The organism is bacterium (genome assembly GCA_040756715.1).
Classification (GTDB): domain Bacteria; phylum UBA9089; class UBA9088; order UBA9088; family UBA9088; genus JBFLYE01.
Genome location: JBFLYE010000030.1, coordinates 1 through 17213, shown reverse-complemented (window position 1 = coordinate 17213; position 17213 = coordinate 1). Strand labels below are relative to the sequence as shown.

The 17213-nt window shown below is 37.2% G+C and carries 15 protein-coding genes and 1 tRNA gene; 4 read left to right on the top strand and 12 right to left on the bottom strand.

From position 1 onward, the window contains the following. The 5 genes from AB1397_01010 to AB1397_00990 all read right to left on the bottom strand — a co-directional run. Positions 1-411, bottom strand: a 411-nt coding sequence (locus AB1397_01010) for a heterodisulfide reductase-related iron-sulfur binding cluster (protein MEW6481583.1), incomplete at its 3' end; no start/stop codon positions are given. 30 nt (positions 412-441) lie between these two features. Continuing rightward, complete coding sequence (locus AB1397_01005; protein ID MEW6481582.1) at positions 442-1857, bottom strand: DUF4139 domain-containing protein; 1416 nt, start codon at positions 1855-1857, stop codon at positions 442-444. Between the two features lie 173 nt (positions 1858-2030). Beyond that, positions 2031-2258 (bottom strand): type II toxin-antitoxin system HicB family antitoxin, encoded by a 228-nt coding sequence (locus tag AB1397_01000; GenBank protein ID MEW6481581.1) that lies wholly within the window; start codon positions 2256-2258, stop codon positions 2031-2033. Between the two features lie 353 nt (positions 2259-2611). Beyond that, on the bottom strand, positions 2612-3070 hold the full coding sequence (locus AB1397_00995) for a PIN domain nuclease (protein ID MEW6481580.1): 459 nt from the start codon (positions 3068-3070) through the stop codon (positions 2612-2614). Positions 3071-3167: 97 nt separating this feature from the next. Next, the gene (locus AB1397_00990) at positions 3168-3632 is read right to left on the bottom strand and encodes a DUF3795 domain-containing protein (GenBank protein MEW6481579.1); all 465 of its coding nucleotides are present in this window, start codon (positions 3630-3632) and stop codon (positions 3168-3170) included. Positions 3633-3949: 317 nt separating this feature from the next. Between AB1397_00990 and AB1397_00985 the strand changes: the two genes are divergently transcribed. Further along, positions 3950-4189, top strand: a complete 240-nt coding sequence (locus AB1397_00985) for a hypothetical protein (protein MEW6481578.1) — start codon at positions 3950-3952, stop codon at positions 4187-4189. A 531-nt stretch (positions 4190-4720) separates the two neighbouring features. Here the strand turns inward: AB1397_00985 and AB1397_00980 are convergent. The 4 genes from AB1397_00980 to AB1397_00965 all read right to left on the bottom strand — a co-directional run bounded on the left by AB1397_00980 (position 4721) and on the right by AB1397_00965 (position 10627). Next, positions 4721-5185, bottom strand: a complete 465-nt coding sequence (locus tag AB1397_00980) for a 4Fe-4S dicluster domain-containing protein (protein ID MEW6481577.1) — start codon at positions 5183-5185, stop codon at positions 4721-4723. Between the two features lie 53 nt (positions 5186-5238). Next, positions 5239-7212, bottom strand: coding sequence for an O-antigen ligase family protein (locus tag AB1397_00975; protein MEW6481576.1), 1974 nt, complete (start codon positions 7210-7212; stop codon positions 5239-5241). A gap of 66 nt (positions 7213-7278) precedes the next feature. Then, positions 7279-8352, bottom strand: coding sequence for a peptide chain release factor 2 (prfB, locus tag AB1397_00970; GenBank protein ID MEW6481575.1), 1074 nt, complete (start codon positions 8350-8352; stop codon positions 7279-7281). A gap of 76 nt (positions 8353-8428) precedes the next feature. Next, positions 8429-10627: a sodium-translocating pyrophosphatase gene (locus AB1397_00965; protein MEW6481574.1), complete on the bottom strand. Its 2199-nt coding sequence runs from the start codon at positions 10625-10627 to the stop codon at positions 8429-8431. A 105-nt stretch (positions 10628-10732) separates the two neighbouring features. Here AB1397_00965 and AB1397_00960 point away from each other — a divergent pair, with 105 nt between their 5' ends. Then, positions 10733-11458 (top strand): polyprenol monophosphomannose synthase, encoded by a 726-nt coding sequence (locus AB1397_00960; GenBank protein MEW6481573.1) that lies wholly within the window; start codon positions 10733-10735, stop codon positions 11456-11458. Here the strand turns inward: AB1397_00960 and AB1397_00955 are convergent. From AB1397_00955 to AB1397_00945, 3 genes are all read right to left on the bottom strand, one after another. After that, positions 11412-12521: a glycosyltransferase family 9 protein gene (locus AB1397_00955; GenBank protein MEW6481572.1), complete on the bottom strand. Its 1110-nt coding sequence runs from the start codon at positions 12519-12521 to the stop codon at positions 11412-11414. The two genes, AB1397_00960 and AB1397_00955, sit on opposite strands and share 47 nt — an antisense overlap. Next, on the bottom strand, positions 12511-13242 hold the full coding sequence (locus AB1397_00950; protein MEW6481571.1) for a dihydroorotate dehydrogenase electron transfer subunit: 732 nt from the start codon (positions 13240-13242) through the stop codon (positions 12511-12513). The genes AB1397_00955 and AB1397_00950 overlap by 11 nt, the downstream gene beginning before the upstream one ends. Positions 13243-13469: 227 nt before the next feature. Beyond that, a tRNA-Glu gene (locus tag AB1397_00945) sits at positions 13470-13541 on the bottom strand. A 132-nt stretch (positions 13542-13673) separates the two neighbouring features. Between AB1397_00945 and AB1397_00940 the strand changes: the two genes are divergently transcribed. Together AB1397_00940 and AB1397_00935 are read left to right on the top strand one after the other, a co-directional pair. After that, a complete protein-coding gene (locus AB1397_00940; GenBank protein ID MEW6481570.1) occupies positions 13674-15929 on the top strand; it encodes a tetratricopeptide repeat protein in 2256 nt (751 codons plus the stop codon). Positions 15930-16086: 157 nt separating this feature from the next. Further along, positions 16087-17112 (top strand): DUF2723 domain-containing protein, encoded by a 1026-nt coding sequence (locus AB1397_00935; protein ID MEW6481569.1) that lies wholly within the window; start codon positions 16087-16089, stop codon positions 17110-17112. The last annotated feature ends 101 nt before the right edge of the window (positions 17113-17213 follow it).

The following is a 17213-nucleotide window of genomic DNA, read 5'->3' as shown; positions in this document are numbered from 1 at the left end:
AACATCATCAAACGCTATTTCTTTTGGTCTGGTAAGCAGACATCCATAATAGCAGGCACAGGAAAGGTTTATCTCTTTTTTTATCCCCTCCTTTATCTTTGAAATTCCAATATCATTTATTAAAATATCAAGGAAATGCCTTACTTTTATCTTTTTCTCCTTGTTTGCCAATGCTAGTCTATTAAAACAAGCGGCACAGACACAGATAAGTTCTGGGTTTCCCTGCTCAAGGGCAATATTTATGTTTTTAAGGGCAAAGGAGGAATCGGGAATAGAATTTGCCCCACAGCAGACCCAGGAATCTAGCTCATTAAGCACAATCCCCAATCTTTCTGCCACAAGCTTAGTGGAGCTATCATAATCCCTTGCGGTTTCCTTTAAGGAGCATCCGGGAAAATATGAGTATTTCATTTTAAAAGCCTCCAGAGTGCCTCGTATACCTCAAAACCTCATTCTTACCCGATAGATAAGCTTTACCTCCTTGTCCTTTGGCACAGGGAGATTAAACTCTGCGGTGTGTGCTTCTGTCTTTGTATATTTTAAGGATGAGCTAAGCATCTCCCATTCCCCTGGAATTGGCTCAATAACCCTTACTACCACATCCTCTTCCTTATGGTTTCTAATTGATATTTCAAAAGATGCCTCGTATGTATCATAAGCTATTTTTTTCCAATCCATCTGCTTCCTTGTTCCTACTATATCAAAGGCATCCCCTAGTTTTATTCTTATTTTCTCATCCTTTGGGGTATGGTCTATTGAATCCTCTCCGATAAACTGGAGGTTTTCCTCCCTATCTTCTTTATAGACCCTAACCGTTCCTTGGGGAAGTGAAATGCCCAGATTATTCTCCTTTTTGTTCTCTATCTCTATAAACACTCCAATCTTCTGGTTTGACATTGGCTCCCTACACAAGCTGTAATAATAATTCTCTGCCCCTTGAAAGAGAAATTCTTTTTTAACCGGGATATTAAAGGCATCTACCAGGCTTATTTGTTTTGTTTGATTATCTTTAATTGTCGCTTTTCTTTGGAGGGTATATATGTGATACTCAAAGAATGCCTCCTCTTTAAATTGCTTTTCTTCCACCATAGCCTTTGCTAGCCGTCCCATCTTTATTTCATACCCACGCTCTTTGATTCTATGCACATCCCCTGCCACAAGTTTTAAATGCGCATCCTTATAGGTCGCGCCGCTTTTATTATCAATGGTAACCCAGCTTTTAAGGTCTGCTTTGTCATCCTTATCGTTTAATGTTACAACATAATCAGATTGCCAGTTTATTCCGTTGGTAAGATAAGATACCTCAATCTTTTGGGTGGTTGAAAGGCTATTTTCAAAGAGCCATATAAGGGTTGGTTTGGAAATAAGGTTTTCTGGGACTTTGGGGAATATTATCCTTCCTGGGTGGTTAAAGGTTATAGCATCACCAATCTTAAATATTGGCATTCCTCCCTGGTTAGACAAGAGTGTAGCGGTTGTCATTTCTTCCCTCTCCGTATATGGATTTTTCTGGTATAGCCTTACCTCACAACCAACATATTTATCAAGTAGTTTGCTTGGGCTTAAGAGGTCATACTCATAGTTCTGTTCAAGGATAGCAAGGCTATCTGGGTCTTCAAGGGACTTTATATGAACGCTTGTAGGGATTATCAAAGAGGCTACATCCATAAATTTCAGCCTTCCCCTTCCTCTTGGAAGTTCAATTTCTCTCTGGTCTTTTATAAGCCCAAGATTAACATTGTAGATGGTTACCATAACCCCTCTTTGATCTAGTTGAGTAGATGAAATAATCCCTTCTTCTTCACTAAATGCTAAAAAGCCAATCAGAAGCAGAGCAATAAAAAATTTTATTTTCATATAAAAAATAATACCAAAAATCTTTGATTAAGGCAAGGAAAAAAATTAAATCTCCCCTTTGGGGATACCCCCAAAACTTTTCAGAATAATTGGTAACTATTCAGCCACGGATTAACAGAGGATTAGCAGAGGATAAAATAGAATGAGTTTAAAGCATAAAAAATTGTAACTATTCAGGTGTAAGTAAGGGAAAATGGAAAAGTAGCTTGATAGTTTGACTCAGCAGTACGAAGAGCGTCTTCACGATTGAAATCGAGTGCTTCCTTCAAAGTTACTCGTAGGCTTTTCAGTAGTTCTTCTTTCGTTCGCTCCTGGCAATTCACTCCCGGCACTTCTTCAATCCATCCTATCCACCAATCTCCGTCCTGCTTCATCACTGCAGTGTACGTGTTTTGTTGCATATTTCCCCCTTTTCTCGTTGCCTAACGACTGAGCTCACCTGCCGCCAACAGGATAGGCACAAAACTTCGGAAAACCACCAAACTTTGATAGGGCACAAAACTTTGCAAAACCGCTACACTGTTGGCGGTCAGGTGCAGCGATGGGTTAGGCGAAACTTTACTTTTTATCTCTTTTTACTTTTCTTTCTAATTCTTTTAGATTATATTCTTTCTCTGCCATTTTAACCCTAATCTCGTGAAGTCCAGCCATCATATCATCCACTTCACCCTTTGAATTTGTAAACTCTCTGGCGATACTTTCCCGAACGTTTACTTGATAGAACTTGCTAAAATAAGACACATGACTCACCTCCTCAAAGCATTGCAGGTTCGACAATCTCAATTGGGTCATACCCAAGTAAAATGTTCACTGCATTTACTTCCCTCTTAGTTTTGAGCTTAACAATATGCTCAAAGTTCCAACTTGCTAAAATATCTGCTGAATTAACAGTTGCTACTGCAATGTGAATGGCGTCTTCAATATGCTTTACTGGAATAATCCCTCTTGAGACATATTCTTCAGACAATATTCTAATTTCTTCACTTTTAGTCGAGAGCGAGTCAAAATCTTTTACAAGCTTGATTAGATTTTCTCTTAACTTTTTGTCTCCAGTAGCTTCCATCTCTCTTATTACCAGATCGGAGATAAGTATCTGATACTCCTTCAGTTTCAACCAAAATTGTCTTGTTATTTCTTGACGATATAGATTCTTCTCATCAAAGTAAGCGTTAGGTACTGATGTGTCCAAGTACAATTTAGGTTTTCTCGCCATATTTACACCTTAATTTCTTTGCTTAAACTTAAGCACAATTTCGCCTACCGATAAAGCTCAGCCGCCGAGCGTAAGCAAGGTCGGCTGCAGCGAGTTGTTAGGTGGCACTTTGTGTATACCAATGCCTTTTTCCTTTAAGAAACTCATCAACCCCCTTTTTCTTAATTATTCTTAGATTCTTGATATGGGCATCTCCATGATTTGGCCTTAAGAAATCCAGTTTTTCACATGTTTCAAATTCCTCACATTGCCAGCAACCTTCAATACCTTTTTTCTGACAACATTTTCTCATCTTGCAGAAAGGTGGACCTCCACCACTTTTGCATGCTTTTTTACAACGCATTTTTACTAATGCTCCCAGCACTTCATAACACTCTTTGTAGTTTTTGAATACCTCAAAAAATGAGAGAGTAGATAAGTATTCTGCTGTTTTGTCAAACTTTGCCTCCCTCAACTCTTTTCTAAGATCCCTTGACAAATCAGCAACCTTTCCTTTGTAGCCAAAGCAGTCTCCACAGTAAAGACTACAGTAAGCAATCAAATTTTTATCTTCCTTACCCATCTTTTCCTCCTCTATTTTAGCATTTGCCACCTAACCATTAAATATACGGAAATTTTTCGGTATAGTACTATAAATTACAGAAAAAATTCTGTATAATACAATTCCTCTTGCTCTTTTTATAGAAAATTGTCTTATACTATTTTTTAGTATAATATAAAATTTCAAAAAGTCAAAGTAAAAACTTCCGATATTTCGCTACCTTTGCGTCGGATTGTTTAACATATTGTATCAAAAACCTTTCATAAAAAGCCAATTTTAGACTTACTTTTGCAAAATTCCTTGACTTAAGGGTCGCAGGCTAAGTATTCTATAAAAAGATGAAGTTATCTACTGTAATAACAATCGTAATAGGGTATCTAGGCTGGGTAATAATTTCCTTCTTTATGTTAAACCGTATGGCCGATGAGATTAGACTTAAAGCACCTTCTCTTATAGATAAGCGCTGGAAAAGGATATTGTGGGTATTGAGCTGTTTCTTATTTGTGCCAATAGTAGTGGGAATTCCATATTTTGCAATAGATGCGGTAAAAGAGTTTATCTCTGAGGATAAAAAATAGAGGGTATGTATCTAGCTTCCTCACAATGCACAAAGTATAGTATCTTCCATTACTTAGTGCAAAAATAGATAGGGTTGTGTTTATCTGTTTAAAAATTCATCCACCTTTTAAGAAATTTTGAATTCTAAATTTTGAATTTTGAATTGAAAAAGGTTTAAGTTTTATAAAATTTTTTCCCTTTTAATTCAAAATTCAACATTCAAAATTCATAATTTTATAAAGTTTTCCTTAAGATTATCTAAACACATACATTTTGTAAAGCGTTATGGAATTAACTATAATTGCTGGTTAGAATTTAATCCTTCATACCACTCCATTTTAATATCTCCTTAAGACAAGCCTAAATTCTCTTCCTATAAGGCTTATTTCTGGCGAAGGCAGACCTGCCTTTTTCATTAGCCGAAACATTGTGGGAATGCCCAATCCAACATTATGCACCAATTTTAGCCTTAAAGCATGGACAAAGATGATAATGGGGAATCCCTGATTTAAACTCCCATTTAGAATCTTCGCCTATTTCTAATTGATCTTCTATCTCTTCTTTACCCATTTCTTTGGAAACAAGGAAATTTTTCCCTTTTTGAACATAAGAAGACCAAGCAAGATATCCTTTGTGGGATTAGCGGAGAAAAGATTGTATTTTAAAATAAGGCTTAATTCAAAGAGCCTCCCATTTTTTTTAATCTCCTGATTAAAGAGCTTATGAAAAAGAAAGACATTTTTTTCACCCGGCTTTACATTTTCCTCTTCTGAGATAAGCCTTAATCTATTCATAACCCCTGCCAAGTCTATTTCCTTTGGGCATCTAACACTACAGGTTTTGCAAAGGGCACAGAGCCAGATTGTCTTGCTTTTTAAGACAGGCTCTATTCTTTCAAGCTGGATAAATCTGATCAGCCTGTTTGGTGTGTAATCCATAAAGGAAGCAATCGGACACCCGGCACTACATTTCCCACACTGATAGCACTTTGCCAAATCCTTTTTTATAGATTCCATAGGTTACATCTTATAAAAAGATTAAAAGAAAGTCAATTGTTTTTGCTCTCTCATTAAAGAGGGGTTTTGCCAATAATTGAAATCATAGACTCTGCATATTTTAAAATGGGAGGAATTTTTTTATTTGTGGGATCATTAAGAATTGCCTTTTCGCAGGCAACCCTTGTTTTTTCAAAGAAAATTAAGGCATTTTTTATATCATGCTTTTGATAATAGATGTCAGAAAGGCTTATCAATGCCTCGGGATGCTCGGGATTAAACTCAAGGATTTTTTTATAGCAATACATAGCTTTATCAATATCTCCCTCCTTTTTATAGATAATGGCGAGGTTAAGGTATGGCTCAATAAATACAGGAATAAGCTCCAATGCATGCCTATATTCTTTAATCGCTAAATCCCTTTCCTTTTCATCTCCCGAGAAATATAAAAGGGTATGGAGACCTCCTAGGAGGTTATAAAAGAAACCATTGGTTGGTGTAATAGAAAGGGCTTTGTCTGCTGCTATAAATGCCCTATTTACCCATTCCCTTTGTTTTTCTTTTGTTTCGGCAAATTGTGCCTTCATAAATAAGGATTCGCAAAGGGTCTCATAGTAATATGGCTCCTTTGGATGCTTTTTTAAAGCCTCCTCTGCATATTGGATAGCATTATCAAATTGTCCCCTTTCTTTATAATGCACCGCATTTTTGAATAATACATCAGCTTTGTATATGGGGATAGTTAAAATGAGACAACAGACAACAGACAACAGACAACAGACAAACAAAATAATTCTGCCTGGGGAAAATTTTGGTTTTGCAAGAGGGAGTTTTTTCTTCTCCTGTTCCCTTAAGGCTAAACACAAAAGGGAGAGCAATATCCAGAATGTTGTGGTGTATGAGATCATTGAAAAATTGAATTGACATTGAACAAAATAGGCAATTAAAGAGGCAAGAAAGGATGCAGATAAAAGCCTATTTTTTATCCTTAAAGATAAAACTATAATGGTTATCCAGAGCCAGATATAGATAATAAGCCCAGGGATTCCCCTTGTAACACCCATATCAACCGTCTCATTGTGGCTCCTATCTGCCTTGACATTGTGTCCACCAACCACCTCAAGCTCTGCTTCCTCAAACTTTGCATAGGCAAGCCTCATTGCTTCAATCCCACAGCCGGTCAGGGGATAGGCAAGCATTGTTTTAAATCCAGCCTTCCAGAGGTATAACCTTTCAAGGGCTGTTCCCTGAAAAGCTATGCCCTGCTTGGAGACCTTAAATGTCCCTAAAATCCTTTGGATAGGTGATGTGGCTGGGTTTAAGGAAAGAATTAAAAAAGCAAAGAGGAGGATTCCTAAAATAGCCTTTACCTCAATCCTCTTTAATAACCCTTTTCCTGTTAGGATAAAAAACAAAGGCATACTTATAAAAAAGGCGAGGTATGCACCCCTTGTTCTTGTTAATAGAAGGCAGAAGACCATTATAATGAATGTAGAAATCCATAGCCTATTGCTTTGAAAGGAAAGGAAAAAGGAAAATGGAATACTCAAAACAAGATAGGCGGCTAGAAAATTTTGATTTCCAAAGAAACAAAGGGGATAGGTTCCGCTTAATCCCTCAAATATTCCCTTTATAGATGCGATTGTCCCAACAATAACAATTGTTTTAAGGAATCTATTTATCCTTAAAGGAGAAACAAAATTTGTCACCACAAAGAATAGAAAGATATAGCTCATAATAGCAATGAGACCCTCAAATCTTCTATATGTTCCTAAAAGGCTTTGCCAAGGAGATACAGAAAAAATGGTTGAAGTAATGCTTGAGATAAAAAATGCAATTACAGGGGGATAAAGGCCGATTCTTTTGAATGCAAAGGGATAAAAAATTATCCGAAAGGAGACAAAAGCAAGGAGAATAAGGCTTAAAAAGCGAAGAAGCAAAGCCTTTGAAAGGTCAAATGTAACATAGATGTTTGGATCATAAAACAAAGGGATGAGGATAAGAATTCCTAAAATAAGATATTCTATAACCTGGTCAACCCTTTTCACCCTTTAATCTTACAAAGAATGGATAAAAAAATCAATAATTTTATAAAAAGCTTTCCTTAAGATTAGCTAAATCCCTAACAAAAGTTCTGCCTTTAGAAAGCAATCAATCTCACCATCCATAACTCCCTTTATATTCCCTGTTTCTTCCCCTGTTCTATGGTCTTTTACCATGGTATATGGACAAAAAACATATGACCTTATCTGAGAGCCCCATCCAATGGCCTTTTTTTCTCCCCCTATTTTTTGTAAATCCTCTTGTCTTTTTTCTTCATAATATTCATATAGCCTTGAATATAAAACCTTTAAGGCATTTGCCTTGTTCTGATGCTGGGATCTTTCATTTTGAGAAGAAACAACAATACCGGTTGGTATATGGGTAATTCTTATGGCTGACTCTGTCTTTTGGACATGCTGTCCACCTGGTGCAGATGACCTAAATGTATCAATCTTTAAATCTTCATCCTTAATATCTACCTCAATTGGGTCTGTTATCTCTGGCATAACAAAAACAGAGGCAAATGATGTATGCCTTCTTTTATTTGCATCAAATGGCGATATTCTCACTAAGCGATGGATTCCCTTTTCTCCTTTAAGCCAGCCATAGGCATTCCTTCCTTCTATAATAAATACAACCGAGCTTATCCCTGTCTCATCCCCAGCAAGCAAGTCTAAAATCCTTGTTTTATAACCCTTTGTTTCTGCCCACCTAAGATACATCCTAAAGAGCATAGCTGCCCAATCGCAAGATTCTGTTCCACCTGCCCCTGGATGGATTGAGATAATCGCATTGTCCTTATCGTGCTTTCCAGAAAAGGCATATAAAAACTTAACCTCCTCAATTTCTCTTAAAAGATTATCCTTTTTCTTATTAAGCTCGTCTAATATCTCAGGGTCTTCTCCTAAGGAAAGCAAATCCTTTAACTCATCTTTTTCTTTTAAAACCTTAAGGTAGGGAGAGAGGAAATCCCTTAAATCTTTCAGCTCCTTTATTTTTTTGCCTGCATTAGGAGAATCCCAAAATGAAGAAAGGGTTTCTTCCTTCTCAAGGGTTTCTTTTCTTTTTATTTTTTCAATTAAGCCCTTTTCTATCTCCTCAACCTGCCTTTCTATTTTTCCTATTGCCCCAATTAGCTCTTTCATTGGATATGTTTATTTGTCTTAAAATTCATTTAAAACCCTCTACCTGATCTTATAAAAGAGCTAAACACATACCTCCTTATTTCCCTTTAAACGCCTCCCTTTTGCTATTTAATATTGCAATTGCAACAAGGATTAAGGAAATAACTATGGCAATTATTGTTCCCCCTTTAAAGAAAAATCCGCTTTTTCTTATAAGCCCATATTTCATGACCAAGCCTGCAATAAGTAAGGCTATGAGGTTCATCACCTTTATCAATGGATTTAAGGCAGGACCTGATGTATCCTTTAAGGGGTCTCCCACGGTATCACCAATAACGCCTGCTTTATGGCAATCAGAACCCTTTCCACCATAGTTTCCCTCCTCTATGAATTTCTTAGCATTGTCCCAGGCACCTCCAGAATTTGCCATAAATACAGCAAGCAATTGACCTGAAAGAATAATGCCAACCAGGTATCCACCCAATGCCTCTGCTCCAAAACTAAAGCCAATGATCACAGGAGCTAATACAGCAAGAAGACCAGGACCGATAAGCTCCTTTTGTGCGGCAGAGGTTGCAATATCAATACACTTTGCATACTCTGGTCTGCTTGTTCCCTCCATAATCCCAGGGATTTCATGGAATTGGCGTCTCACCTCCTCTACCATCTTTCCTGCTGCCCTTCCCACTGCTCTTACTAATAATGAGGAAAACAAAAATGGAATCCCTCCTCCAAAGAGAAACCCAACAAAGACAAGGGGAACATTTATCCTGATTCCTGTTTCTAAAAGGCCTGAAGAGCCAATATATGAGGAAAATAGAGAAATAGCGGCAATTGCAGCGGTTGCAATGGCAAATCCCTTTGTGGTAGCCTTGGTTGTATTTCCCACCGCATCAAGCCTATTTGTAATCTCCTCTGTCTTTCCCTCATGGCCTACCCCGGTCATCTCACCAATCCCATGTGCATTGTCTGTAACTGGGCCATAGGAATCCATAGATACAATAACCCCTGTTGTGGCAAGCATTCCCATACCACATAAAGATATGCCATATAGGGCAAAATTAACATCTCCTCCAAAGAGAAGCATTGAACCAACAATCGCAAGAGCAATAAGGAATATTGACCAGACAGAGGATTCTAACCCCACCGCAAATCCAGAGAGAATGGTTGTGGCAGGGCCTGCCTGGGTTGACCTTGCTATTTCTTGGACTGGAGATTGCTTGGTTGAGGTAAAATGCTCGGTAAGATATGAGATACAAATAGCCAGGACAAGACCAACAGCAACCGCAAATCCAAAACGAAGGTCACCTCTCATATAAACATAAGAGACAACAAGCGTTAAAAGGGCTGTAATAATAGCAGAGACAGTAAATGCCCTCTGAATTGGCCTCATTGCATCCTCATCCTCTGACTTTGCCTGAACCATGTATGTTCCAAGGATAGAGGTTAAAACACCAATTGCCCTGATGATCAGCGGAAATATGACACCAATAGCTCCAAATTGGGATGGTGGCAGAGCAATTGTTCCCAAGATCATTGCAGCAACCAAGGTAACCTCATAGGATTCAAATATATCGGCGGCCATTCCTGCACAATCACCCACATTGTCACCCACATTGTCTGCTATGGTTGCCGCATTCCTTGGGTCATCCTCGGGTATTCCCTTCTCAACCTTTCCCACCAGGTCTGCACCCACATCTGCTGCCTTTGTATAGATTCCTCCACCCACACGCATAAATAAAGCAAGGAGGCATCCGCCAAATCCAAAGCCAACCAGAACCTCATAGCACCTTTCTCTGTAGATTATGTAGATTATGGTTGCTCCAATGATTCCAAGTCCAACGCAGATCATCCCTGTAATTGAGCCTGTTCTAAAGCTTATCTTTAATGCCTTTCTTAATGATGAACGGGCAGCCTGGGTTGTCCTTACATTTCCTCTTACCGCAAGGCTCATTCCTATTCCACCAATTGAGGCAGAAAATATTGCTCCCATCAAAAAGGCAAGGCTTCTTCCTATTGAAATAAACCAATCAAAGCCTTGTGTTGCACTGGCTCCTGCCTCAGATGGAGGCGAGGTAAAGAGAAGGACAATGGTAAGGACAAAAATAAGCCCTGCTATGGTGGTAAATTGTCGCTTTAAATAGGCACCTGCTCCCTCCTGGATAGCACTTGCTACCCTTTTCATATCCTCTGTCCCCGTGTCTTCCTTTAAAATGGTATTTGCCAAATAAAAGGCATAAAGAAGAGCCAAAACCCCACTTCCCAATACAATCCAAAGAATTACATTTTCAAACATCTTTTTTCCTCCTAGTTTAATTTACATAAATATAACCAAAGACAAAAGAAATTGTCAATCAAAAATCCTTTGACTTGCCTATTTTCTCTTAATAAAATTTTAAAAATGAAAACCCTTGTGGTTATTCCAACATATAATGAAAGGGAAAATATAGAATCCCTGATTAAGGAGATATTGGCTCTAAAGATAGATGGCTTGGAGATATTGGTGGTGGATGATAATTCTCCTGATAAAACAGGTGAGATTGTAGATGAATTAAGCTGTAATTTAAAGGAAGTAAAGGTAATCCATCGATATTCTGAAAGGGGAAGGGGTCTGGCAGGGATAGAGGGGTTTAAGTATGGAATAGAAAATGGATATGATTATATAATGGAGATGGATGGCGATTTTTCGCATAATCCAAAATATATCCCAGATTTTTTAAAGGCGATAGAGAATTGCGATGTTGTTATCGGCTCTCGCTATGTTCCAGCGGGTGGTGAATATAAAAGGCATCTTATAAGAAGGATAATTAGCAGAATGGCAAATTTTTTCTTGAAATACCTTTTGGAATTTAAGGTTTCTGATTGCTCATCGGGATTTCGTTTGTTTAAAAGAAAATGCCTTGAAGAAATAGACATATGCCATCTTTCCTCAAAAGGCCCTTGGATTTTAACAGAAATCCTTTATAAGTGTCATCAAAGAGGCTATAAAATTAAGGAAATTCCGATTATTTTTAAAGAGCGTGTGCTTGGCAAATCAAAACTTAAAGGAGAGATTCTTCTTTATAGCTTTTACTTTGCGGCTAAATTAAGGATTTTATCGCATAAAAGACATCCTCTGGCTTTATAAGCTCCATGCAATTTAAAGAGACATTGCAATCATTTTTGTAGCAACAGAAACAATCTATCTCTGAATGTAGCTTTTTGCCCTTATTGTATAAATCAATTTCGTTATGCGAGGTTGGACCAAATAGGGCAACAATTTTTTTCTCTAAGGCAATTGCTATATGAAGAGCAAGGGTATCTCCTGTTACAACAATATCACAAAGAGAGATCAATGCCCCAAATTCCCTTATTGTATTATCGCAGCCTGTATCAAGAACATTAGGGCATATCCCTTTTATCTGCCTATTTCTCTCTATTTCTTTTGGTCCACCCAAAAGGAGGATTTTTGAATTTTCTATATTTTTCTCAATAAGCTTGATAAGACCAATAAAACCCTCTCTTGTCCATTTTTTATTCTTCCATCTTCCTCCTGCTCCTGTATTTAAGCCAATAATTAAACCAGAAAGGTTATTCCTCTTGGAAAAATCAGAGGCAAATTTTTTCTCTTTTTCATCCAATTTAAAGATAATTTCATAAGAAGATGGCTTTAATCTACAAATATTCAATATAATCTCCTGATATGTCCTTTTATTTTTTCTTTTTACATCATCAAAAAGCCCCATCTCATACCATTCCCTTGCCTCCTCATTAAATGGATAGACAAAGCCTTTGCTATCGTATCCAAACCCCAATTTTTCCTTTGCATCAACCAATGTGGCGATTTGGGAACCCAAAAAAGATGCATCAAGGCTTAAGACAAGATCGTATTTTTGTAATTGAATTTGCAAATAGCTTTCAGCCGATGCAGACAAAAGACAATCAACATAAGGGTTATTCTTAAATAGCTCCAAAGAATTATCTTTTGTTATCCAGGTGATATAAGAATCTGGGTATTTCTCTTTTAGCCCTTGTAGAATCCCTGTTGTCCTTAAGACATCGCCTGGAGCATCTAGCTTAATTACCAATATCTTAAATCTTATGGGAGAATAATGTCTACAGGTATCACATTGAATCCCTTGTTCTTTATGGAAGGAACAAGGGATGATACCCTTAAAATAGCGACAATCTTGGCGGATTTTATAGTTCATTCACATCAAAAACAGGCCCATCCTTGCATACCCTTTTATAGCCATTTTTTGTTTTATAAGCACAAGCAAGGCAGGCACCAACGCCGCAGGCAAGAATGGTTTCCAGAGAAATTTGACAAGAAATATCCTTTTCTTTTGCAATTCTTACAACACTATCAAGCATTTCTTGTGGACCACAGGCATATAGAGTTATTGAGTTTATGGAGTTTATTGAGTTTTCTAAAAGGTTAGTAATAAAGCCATGATAACCTAAACTTCCATCCTCAGTTGAAACCATAGGCTCAATTCCAATCTCTCTAAAATCATCCATACATAAAAGAGAATCCTTTGTCTTTGCACCAATAAAAACCTTGGGATTCTTACATCTTATGCTAAGCTCAAAAAGGGGGGCAATCCCAATCCCTCCTCCTACAATAAGGGCATCTTCCTCCATAATCTTAAACCCATTTCCACAAGGGCCTAGTATATCTAAAATATCGCCCTTTTTAAGATGGCTTAAAAATTCTGTTCCTTCCCCCTTTTTTTCAAAAAGGATTTCAAATCCGTTTTCTAGTTTTCTGTGGAGGCTAAATGGCCTTCTCAATCTAAAGGTATTGTCGTTTGCACATCTGATATGAAAGAATTGACCCGGGCTTGCTTCTACATCTGCCAAAATAGCTATTTTGAAATAGGAAGGTGCAATCTCTTTGCAGAACTTAACCTCTGCCTTGAATAATTTCATTTTTGCATTTTAATAAATTTTATACCTCAATTTTTGACTTTTGCATTTTGAATTTTCTTTGTCCCCAACGGGATTTGAACTTCGGATTTTTTAAGTCTCTTCAGTCGCTTCGCTCCTTCAGAGTCTAACAAAATCTCTTGTTCTAAGGCCTCGCTCACTTCATCACCCACAGGGTGCGTTCGCTTAAGCTTCAAATCCCTTTTTTTAATTGGCCTTTCAATTTTTCCTGTCCCCAACGGGATTTGAACCCGTGCTACGGGCTTGAAAGGCCCGTGACCTAACCGCTAGTCGATGGGGACATTACAATTTCGAATTTACAATGAATTTTCTTTATTTATCCCTATATTATACCAAAGATGCCAAAAAAAGAAAATGTTGATAATAGACATAATCTTAAAATTGGGGTATAATCCTTCTTATGATAAAGAAAAATGGATTTTAAAACATTTAAACGCATACTAAAGCATCTTCCATATTATAGAATTTCCTGTTGGCTTATCGACCATATAGCTATCTTTGTCCTCTCATTCACCGCCTTTGCTATTCCCCTTTACTACGATTATTCCATAAACAACATCTATGTCCTTCCCAAGGTTGTCTTAATGAGGCATCTTACCATTATTCTTCTTGGCCTTTTTTTCTTTCGCACACTAATCCTTAAAAAGAGAATAGAAAAACCAGCCATTTTTCTTCCCATTATTGCCTTTGCAATTTGTTCGTCCATTGCTACAACCCAATCTCTAAATCCCTTTGTAAGCCTTTTTGGTTGCTATTCAAGGTATGAAGGCTTGACATCATTATTGAATTACATTATTTTATTCTATCTTGCCTTTTTCTTTATCAAAAAAGGCTATCAAGCAAGGATATTCTTTACATCTTGTGTTCTCTCTGGATTGCTCTCAGGGGGATACGGCTTTCTTCAACACTTTGATAAAGACCCAAACTGGCTGGTTGAAATGGGTGAATCATCCACTTTTGGGAATAAAAATTTTCTCTCTGCATACCTTGTCTTGCTTTGCCCTTTAAGCTTTTCATTATTTCTTTTAAGCTGGGATGATAAAATAAAAAAGAAGAGAAAAGCAATAATAAAAATTCTATTTAATATGGGAAAATTCCTTCAAGCCTCTTTCTTTTTCTTATCCTTTCTATTCTTTATTGTCACTATTATTATCATTAGAACCCGTGGTGCCTGGCTCGGTCTTTTGGGAGAAGGGGTTTTATTCCTTGTCCTGCTTGGAAAAAACCTTTTTAAAAAAAGGTATCTCTATATCCTTATCCTCTTGGTTATCTCCATCATTCCACTCTTTTTCTTTAAAGAGACATCTCCTATTGGGAGAATTAAGGGAACATTTAAGGTCAAGAAGGGAGTAGAGCTTACCGGCTCTGCCCTTGTTAGAATCTATATCTGGAAGTCAACCCTTAACCTTATCCTTCATCATCCCCTTGGGGTTGGTCCCGATAGCCTGAAGTTTACTATACCTTTGTATCTCTTGCCAGATTATTGGACAATTGAAGGTGGTGTGCTTGATAAGGCACATAATATAATCTTGGAAATAGCAGCAACCACAGGCTGGCTTGGGATTTTGTCCTATACATCGCTATGGATTAGCCTCTTTATCTTTGGGGTAAAAAACAGGAAAAACATCCTTACGATTGCTGTTCTTTCATCATCCATTGGCTATCTTATTCAGAACCTCTTTAACTTTGACCTTATTACATATACATTTTTATTCTGGTCTGGAATGGGCGTGTTATTTGGGATAAATAGGGAGAAGGAAAAGCTATCAGCTACGAGCTTCAAGCTATCAGGTATCAGGATAATTCTATTTATTCCCTTTGTTTTTCTTCTTCTTTTCCTCTGGAAGGTTTCAAATATCCAGATTGAGGCAGATAAGGTATTTGCCCAAGCAAGAAATTATGAGGCAGCAGGCGATTTACATGGCTCAATATCTCTATATGAAAAGGCATTATCTCTTCTTCCCTACGAGGAGACATATTTCAGGTTTCTTATTCCACAATATAAAAATAAGATAGAAAAAACAGAGGATAAAGAAATAATTAAAAAAATAATCTTAAGGATTGAAGATGCAGCAAGGTATGACCCAAACAATACATCATACTATGATACATTAGCAATTGCATATCAGAAGCTTTATCAACTTGGAGATAAGGATGGGTTAAAGAAGGGAGAGGAATCTTTAAAAAGGGGTGTTAAACAAAACCCAAATTCTCCTGAAACCTGGACAAACCTTGGTGTATTTTACTCTGAAAGGGGAAGGATAAAGGATGCAATAAAGACATACACTGAGGCATTGAAGTATCAAAAAGAGGGTGTAAGAGGAAGGGTTCTTACCTTAAATAACCTAGGTGAGGCATACTTTAGGGACAATCAGCTAGATAGGGCAATCTGGGCATTAAAAGAATCCCTTAAGACAAAAAATGATCAAGCAGAAATTTATCACTACCTTGCCCTTGTTTATTTCAAAAAGGAGGATTATAAAAACTCTGCCAAAGAATGCCAGAAGGCGGTCAATTTCTCTCCAGATAATGTCTCCTGGCTAAATGACTTGGGTTCTGCATATTACAAGGCAGGGGATTTAAAAAGGGCAAAAGGGGCATTCAAAAAAGCCCTCTTGCTTGATCCCTCCAATGAATATGCAAAAAGGGTCCTTTCGGTAATAAAATAGTTATGAAGAAGGGTTTTGGCTTGTAAATAGCCTGGGCTTAAGACCTATGTAAGTGGCAATGTCTCGGAACTTGGACAACAATTGGAAGCAAAGATAGATTTAATCCTTCCTTAATTTAAGCTTGCCTTTTTGATTAAGGCGATATATAATGGGGTTTATGAAAAGCAAAGATGAGCGGTTAATTCCTTTTAAAACAATAGATTATTTATTCGGTCTTCTTGTTTTCTTTGTTTCTTTCGGGGTTTACCTAAAAACAGTTGCTTCCACAATTACCTTTGGAGATTCAGGAGATTTTATATCATCAGGCTATACATTAGGGCTTCCACATCCCACAGGCTATCCTACATATATTCTTTTATCCCATCTTATTACTTATTTACCCATAGCCAATATCGCCTTTCGGATAAATCTTCTTTCCTCTCTTTTTGCCTCCCTGTGTTGTATGTTGATGTATTTTATAACAAAAAGGATTACCTTTAGTCTTAAAGAGAAGGATAATATAAACTCTGTTATTTCTGGAATAAGTGCTTCACTTCTCTTTGCTTTTTCTCCCGTTTTTTGGTCTCAAGGGCTTATTGCTGAGGTTTATACCCTCCATATTTTCCTTCTCTCTGCAATTATCCTTGCTCTTCTTGAAAGCCGTATCCTTCTTTCCTCTTTTCTCTTTGCTCTCTCATTAACTAATCATCTTACCTCTGTTCTTATATTTCCTGCTGTTGTTTACTGGCTTATTTTTAAAAGAAAACCTCTTTCTTTCAAAAAAATAGCCCTAATGCTTATTTTCTTTTCTTTAGGATTGCTTCCCTATCTTTATCTTCCCATCCGCTCATTAACTCATCCCGTTCTTGATTGGGCTAATCCAACCTCTTTAGAAAGATTTATTTACTATGTAGGAGGCAAACAGTATGCCTATCTTTTGTCGAATCAAAACATTCTTAACAATTTTTTCAATTGGTTTTCTTTTTTAAAAGATCAATTTTCTATTTATTTAATCCCTTTAGCCCTTATTGGAATTATTTTTCTTTTTAAAAAAAGCCTTAAACTATCTCTATTTTTTCTATGCCTTTTCCTCACCAACTTTATCTTTTCTATAACTTACCAAACAGGAATTGATCAAGAAACCTATTATCTTCCTTCCTTTTGTATTTGGGTTTTATGGCTCATCGTGAATTATGGTGCATGAGGATAGGGATAGGGTTTAAAGACACCGATAGAGGAACAACCTTGAATAATTTTTAGTTTCATATACTCCTTATCCCTATAACCATAAGCCCTTCTAATAAT

Bases quoted from the DNA above. Each gene is read 5' to 3' on its own strand.
- AB1397_01005 (MEW6481582.1), bottom strand. From the start codon at position 1,857: ATGAAAATAAAATTTTTTATTGCTCTGCTTCTGATTGGCTTTTTAGCA.
- AB1397_01000 (MEW6481581.1), bottom strand. From the start codon at position 2,258: ATGCAACAAAACACGTACACTGCAGTGATGAAGCAGGACGGAGATTGG.
- AB1397_00995 (MEW6481580.1), bottom strand. From the start codon at position 3,070: ATGGCGAGAAAACCTAAATTGTACTTGGACACATCAGTACCTAACGCT.
- AB1397_00990 (MEW6481579.1), bottom strand. From the start codon at position 3,632: ATGGGTAAGGAAGATAAAAATTTGATTGCTTACTGTAGTCTTTACTGT.
- AB1397_00985 (MEW6481578.1), top strand. From the start codon at position 3,950: ATGAAGTTATCTACTGTAATAACAATCGTAATAGGGTATCTAGGCTGG.
- AB1397_00980 (MEW6481577.1), bottom strand. From the start codon at position 5,185: ATGGAATCTATAAAAAAGGATTTGGCAAAGTGCTATCAGTGTGGGAAA.
- prfB (MEW6481575.1), bottom strand. From the start codon at position 8,352: ATGAAAGAGCTAATTGGGGCAATAGGAAAAATAGAAAGGCAGGTTGAG.
- AB1397_00965 (MEW6481574.1), bottom strand. From the start codon at position 10,627: ATGTTTGAAAATGTAATTCTTTGGATTGTATTGGGAAGTGGGGTTTTG.
- AB1397_00960 (MEW6481573.1), top strand. From the start codon at position 10,733: ATGAAAACCCTTGTGGTTATTCCAACATATAATGAAAGGGAAAATATA.
- AB1397_00955 (MEW6481572.1), bottom strand. From the start codon at position 12,521: ATGAACTATAAAATCCGCCAAGATTGTCGCTATTTTAAGGGTATCATC.
- AB1397_00950 (MEW6481571.1), bottom strand. From the start codon at position 13,242: ATGAAATTATTCAAGGCAGAGGTTAAGTTCTGCAAAGAGATTGCACCT.
- AB1397_00940 (MEW6481570.1), top strand. From the start codon at position 13,674: ATGGATTTTAAAACATTTAAACGCATACTAAAGCATCTTCCATATTAT.
- AB1397_00935 (MEW6481569.1), top strand. From the start codon at position 16,087: ATGAAAAGCAAAGATGAGCGGTTAATTCCTTTTAAAACAATAGATTAT.